5 protein-coding genes and 1 pseudogene are annotated in these 5,497 nt (G+C 58.5%); all 6 read left to right on the top strand.

Going from position 1 to position 5,497, the window contains the following annotated elements; all coding sequences use genetic code 11:
- Window positions 1-28 precede the first annotated feature (28 nt).
- Window positions 29-1,186 (top strand): amidohydrolase, encoded by a 1,158-nt coding sequence (locus RTY00_RS18795; RefSeq protein WP_312665460.1) that lies wholly within the window; start codon window positions 29-31, stop codon window positions 1,184-1,186.
- An 82-nt stretch (window positions 1,187-1,268) separates the two neighbouring features.
- A pseudogene (locus RTY00_RS18790) lies at window positions 1,269-2,581 on the top strand (LLM class flavin-dependent oxidoreductase).
- Window positions 2,582-2,599: 18 nt separating this feature from the next.
- The gene (locus tag RTY00_RS18785) at window positions 2,600-3,532 is read left to right on the top strand and encodes an ABC transporter substrate-binding protein (protein ID WP_312665459.1); all 933 of its coding nucleotides are present in this window, start codon (window positions 2,600-2,602) and stop codon (window positions 3,530-3,532) included.
- Between the two features lie 9 nt (window positions 3,533-3,541).
- A complete protein-coding gene (locus RTY00_RS18780) occupies window positions 3,542-4,054 on the top strand; it encodes a GNAT family N-acetyltransferase (protein ID WP_312665457.1) in 513 nt (170 codons plus the stop codon).
- Window positions 4,055-4,063: 9 nt separating this feature from the next.
- Window positions 4,064-4,990, top strand: a complete 927-nt coding sequence (locus RTY00_RS18775) for an amino acid ABC transporter permease (protein ID WP_312665456.1) — start codon at window positions 4,064-4,066, stop codon at window positions 4,988-4,990.
- The coding region (locus tag RTY00_RS18770) for an ATP-binding cassette domain-containing protein (RefSeq protein WP_312665454.1) at window positions 4,974-5,497 on the top strand (524 nt) is incomplete at its 3' end. The genes RTY00_RS18775 and RTY00_RS18770, both read left to right, overlap by 17 nt.

Below are 5,497 nucleotides of genomic sequence, written 5' to 3'. Positions count from 1 at the left end.
GCTTGATTTGCTGCTTACGGAGGCAGGTATGACGCAATTTAGCGAACATCAGCTGATTGACTGGCGACGTGAGCTGCACAGCTGGCCGGAGTTATCCGGTCGCGAAGTCGAAACCACCGCGCGCCTGCGCCGCTGGTTACAGGACGCCGGTTTGCGTCTGCTGGATTACCCGCTGGAAACCGGCGTGATCGTAGAAGTGGGGCGCGGCGACACGCTGATTGCGCTGCGTGCCGATATCGATGCGCTACCGATTCACGAAGCCACCGGACTGGCTTTCCGTTCGCGCAATAGCGGCGTGATGCACGCCTGCGGTCATGACGTTCACAGCGCCGTAATGCTCGGCGCAGCCTTGCAGCTGAAAGCCGTTGAAGATCAATTGCCGGGCCGCATTCGTATTCTGTTCCAACCGGCGGAAGAGAACGCCACTGGCGCACGCCAGTTGATCAATGCGGGCGTGCTGGACGGGGTGCAGGCGATTTTCGGCATGCACAATGAACCCGGTTTGCCGACCGGCACCTTCGCCACACGCGGCGGCGCGTTTTACGCCAATGCGGATAAATTTATCGTGCGCGTTTCCGGCAAAGGCGCGCATGCCGCGCATCCTGAAGAGGGCGTGGACAGCATTGTGGTCGCCAGCCAGATCATTCAGGCGCTGCAATCGCTGACCAGCCGCAGCTTCAACACGCTGGACAGCTTGGTGCTCAGCGTCACGCGCATCGACGCCGGTAAAACCTGGAACGTGCTGCCCGGCGAGGCCGAATTTGGCGGTACGGTGCGCACCCACGACAAACAGGTGCGCGCTGAGCTGGAGCAGCGCGCCCGCACGCTGGTGCAGAACATCGCCGCCGCCAACGGTGCCAGCGCCACCTTTAGCTGGCATCCCGGTCCGCCGGTGCTGGAGAACGATGCGCGTTGGGCGCAGTTTGCCAGCAACGTGGCGCAGCAGGCGGGTTACCGCGTGCAGACCGCTGAGCTGCACCTCGGCGGCGAAGATTTCGCTTACTACTTACAGCAGATCCCCGGCGCGTTTGTCAGCATTGGCAGCGCGAGCGAATTTGGTCTGCATCATGGCGGCTTCAACCCCGATGAAGCGCTGATTGCCCCCGCTGCACACTACTTTACCCAACTGGCTCAGCAAGCGTTGCAGCACCTCAACGCGCGATGTCGTGACGCCATTCTGAACTAGCTCGATTCACTGATTTCATTCCGATTCTGCACGGCGACACGATGTCGCCGTCAGGCTGCGCTTTGGCAAAAGAGAGAACATTATGACTGCAAGACAACTGCGATTGGGCACCATTCTGCATGGCGCATCCGGCAACATGTCCGCGTGGCGTCATCCGGCGGCTCTGGCGGACGCCAGCATCAATTTTGATTACGCCAAACACATTGCGCGCAAGGCGGAAGCGGGCAAGCTGGATTTCCTGTTTGTTGCCGATGGCCTGTTCATCAACGAAAAATCGATTCCTCACTTCCTCAATCGCTTCGAGCCGCTGACCTTGCTGTCGGCGCTGGCGGGCGTCACCGAACATCTCGGTTTGGTTGGCACGGTTTCCACTTCGTACAGCGAGCCGTTCACCGTGGCGCGTCAGTTTGCCAGCCTCGATCATCTGAGCGGCGGTCGTGCGGGCTGGAACGTAGTGACCTCGCCGCTGGAGGGATCGGCGAAAAACTTCTCGCGCCAGCAGCATCCGGAACACGCGCTGCGCTATCGCATCGCTGATGAGTATCTGCAAGTGGTGAAAGGGCTGTGGGATTCATGGGAAGGCGATGCTTTTGTGCGTAATAAGGAGAGCGGCCAGTTCTTTGATCCCGAGAAGCTGCACACGCTGAATCACCACGGCGATTTCTTCCAGGTGCAAGGGCCGCTGAATATCGAACGCACGCCGCAAGGACGTCCGGTGGTGTTCCAGGCGGGCGCATCGGAAGATGGCCGCAAGCTGGCCGCTAAACACGCAGACGCCATCTTTACCCACCAGCCAACACGCGAAGAGGCGCAGGAGTTCTACCGCGATGTGAAAAAACAGCTGGTAGCGAATGGCCGCGAGCCGGGCGATCTGCACATTTTCCAGGTGTCGGCGTGATTGTGGGCGACAGTGCGGAAGATGTGGAGCAGCAGTATCAAACCACCGCTGCGCTGGTTTCCATCAAAGATGCGCTCAACTATCTCGGTCGCTTCTTTGATCATCACGACTTCTCACAATATCCGCTGGATGAGCCATTCCCTGAACTCGGCGATATCGGGCAAAACAGCTTCCGCAGCACCACCGACGAAATCAAACGCAAGGCGCGCGAGCATGGCCATACGCTGCGTCAGGCTGCGCTGGAAGCCGCGACGCCGCGTCCGCTGTTTCACGGTACGCCAGAGCAGGTGGCCGACGGTTTGCAGCTGTGGTTTGAGAGCGAAGCCACCGATGGCTTCATCATTCAGGGCGGCACGCCAGATACCTTCGAACGCTTTGTCGATCGCGTGGTACCGATTCTGCAAGCGCGCGGTTTAACCCGCAGCGAATACCCCGGCACCACGCTGCGCGTCAGCTTTGGTTTGAAAGATCCGGTTAATCAATACACACAAAAATAAAACACGAGAAAAAACGCTATGCAGAAAAAATCCCTTATCGCGCTGCTGTTGCTGGGCATGAGCAGCGCTGTATTCGCCGAAGATGTGGCGGTGAACGGTCAGAACGTCAGTGTTGAAGCCAACAAAACGCCGATCAATACCGCGAAGAATGCAGCCGCAGTCGCACAGATCCCAGCCGGACATCGCTTCGCCGTGCCGGGCGAGTTCACCGTGGCGGTGGCCGCGCTGAACTCGCCGCCATTAACCGTATTCAGTGATGACAACAAAACCCTGCTCGGCAGCGAAGTGGATATCGCCCGCTTAGTCGCCGACAGCCTGGGTTTGAAACTCAACGTGGTGCCCACCTCGTGGGAAGACTGGCCGCTGGGCGTGGCATCGGGCAAATACGATGCGGCGATCAGTAACGTCACCGTCACCAAAGAACGCAAAGAGCGCTTCGATTTCGCCACCTATCGCAAAGATTCACTCGGCTTTTACGTCAAATCCAGCAGCCCGATTAAGGCAATCACCAAGGCGGAAGATATCGCCGGGCTGCGCATTATCGTCGGCTCTGGCACCAATCAGGAATCAATCCTGCTGGCGTGGGATAAAGAGAATCAGGCCAAAGGTTTGAAGCCGTTTACGCCGGTGTATACCAAAGACGATGCGGCACAAACGCTGGCGCTGCAGTCCGGTCGCGCCGATGCCTTTTTTGGTCCGAACGTGATTGGCGCATGGAAAGCGGCGCTGACTAAGCAGACGCGTTTGGTTGGCAGCGTTGATGGTGGCTGGCCGAAAGCGGCGCACATCGCGGTGACGGTGAAGAAAGATGGCGGCCTGGTGCAGCCGATCAACACCGCGCTGAATGGCGTAATCAAAAATGGCGATTACGACAAGGTGCTGAAGCGCTGGGGTGAAGGCGTTGAGCGTATCGACAGTTCAGAAATCAATCCGGCCGGATTGGGCGATTAAGGAGGCCGCATGAGCGAGCAACTGTTCCGCGAAGTGTCACCGGAAGCGCCTGAGCTGCAACCGATTTTGACCGGGCTGTTTGGTGAATACACCGCACGCTACGGCGCGTTCTTCACCAGCAAAAAAGAGGTTGAGCTGACTGAATGGTATTTGCCGCCGCGCGGGCTGTTTATCGTGCTGGAGCGTGACGGCGAGATCATCGCGATGGGCGCGTACAAACCTTATGACGCGGTGACCGCCGAGTTTAAACGCATCTGGACGCGCAGCGATCTACGACGTCAGGGATTGGCGCTGCTGATTCTGCAGGAACTGGAGCGTCGCGCGCTGCGTGCAGGCTACCAGCGCGTGTTTCTCACCACCGGTTTCCGCCAGCCGGAAGCGGTGAAGTTGTATATCGGCCACGGTTATCAGCCGCAGTTTGAGCTGCTGGAGGATATGGAAGTCTACAGCCAGCCGCCACACGATGGACGCTTGCGCTTCCTGAAAGTGATTGATGTGCATAGCGTGGCGCAGGCCAGCTAAGGAGTTGCCATGAGTAATGAACTACAACGTTTAACCGTGGTGCCGGCGCGTTATCCGGCACGTACCGTCGGCGCGATTGTCGCACTGTTTATTCTGGCCAGCGTGATTGATTCGGTTGCTTTCAATCCGCGCTGGGAATGGGACGTGTTCGCCAAATGGTTTTTTGATCCGGTGATCCTCAGCGGTTTAGGGCAAACGCTGCTACTGACGCTGTTTGGCACCCTCCTCAGCCTGATTTTTGGCGGCTTGCTGGCGCTGGCGCGCCTCTCGTCATCGTGGCTGCTCAGCACGCTGGCGTTCGGCTATATCTGGCTGTTCCGCTCGCTGCCGCTGATTGTGGTGCTGATCATCCTCTACAACTTCTCCTATCTGTACGACACGCTGTCGCTCGGCATTCCGTTTACCGCGCTGTCGTGGGGCCACTTCCAGACCATCAACGTGCTCGGCCAGTTCCCGGCGGCAGTGATTGGTTTGACGCTGGTGCAGAGCGCCTACAGCGCCGAAATCATTCGCGGCGGTTTTTTGGGTGTCGATCACGGCCAGTTTGAAGCAGCGTCGGCGCTGGGATTGTCCTCCACGCGTCGCACCTTCCGCATCATTCTGCCGCAGGCGCTGCGCGCGATTATTCCCACCACCTTTAATGAAATCATCAGCCTCGCCAAAGGCACTTCGATGGTTTATGTGCTGGCGATGCCGGAACTGTTTTACACCATTCAGATGATCTACAACCGCACGCAGCAGGTGATTCCGCTGCTGATGGTCGGCGCGGCCTGGTATCTGATTATCACCACCGTATTGTCACTGCTGCAACACAGCGTTGAGCGCTGGCTGGCGCGCAGCGTCACCCGTGAACCGCAGCCGTCGCGCTGGCGTCAATGGCGTAACCGCAGCGCCAAACCTTCAACCGAGGAGCTTTCCCATGTCCGAAGCCATTGATTACCGCAATCTGCATAGCGCTGGCGCCATTAGCATCACCGGCGTGAGCAAGTCGTTCGGCAAACTGAAAGCGCTGGATGATGTGTCGCTGGAGCTGGAACCGGGGTCGGTGACGGTGATTCTCGGGCCTTCCGGCTCAGGTAAATCGACGCTGCTGCGCACCATTAACCATCTGGAGCGCGTCGATGAAGGTTATATCCAGATCGATGGCGATTACATCGGTTATCAGCGGCGCGGCGACAAACTGTATGAGCTGAAAGAGCAGGCGATTCTGCGTCAGCGCATCAACGTTGGCTACGTGTTCCAGAACTTCAATCTGTTCCCGCATCTGACGGTGCTGGATAACCTGATTGAAGCGCCGATTGCGCATCGTCAGCTGTCGCGCCGTGAAGCGATTGATCGCGCCGGTGAGTTGCTCGATGTGGTGGGCTTGCGCCATAAAGCCGATGCCTGGCCTCGCCATTTGTCGGGCGGCCAGCAGCAGCGTATCGCCATTGCGCGTGCCTT

This window comes from Pantoea sp. CTOTU49201, assembly GCF_032054795.1.
Classification (GTDB): domain Bacteria; phylum Pseudomonadota; class Gammaproteobacteria; order Enterobacterales; family Enterobacteriaceae; genus Pantoea; species Pantoea symbiotica.
The sequence above is the reverse complement of the archived record's forward strand: the minus strand, read 5'-3'. Positions and strand labels throughout refer to the sequence as shown.

Coding starts and splice junctions, on each gene's coding strand:
- RTY00_RS18780 (WP_312665457.1), top strand. CDS start 3,542: ATGAGCGAGCAACTGTTCCGCGAAGTGTCACCGGAAGCGCCTGAGCTG.
- RTY00_RS18795 (WP_312665460.1), top strand. CDS start 29: ATGACGCAATTTAGCGAACATCAGCTGATTGACTGGCGACGTGAGCTG.
- RTY00_RS18775 (WP_312665456.1), top strand. CDS start 4,064: ATGAGTAATGAACTACAACGTTTAACCGTGGTGCCGGCGCGTTATCCG.
- RTY00_RS18785 (WP_312665459.1), top strand. CDS start 2,600: ATGCAGAAAAAATCCCTTATCGCGCTGCTGTTGCTGGGCATGAGCAGC.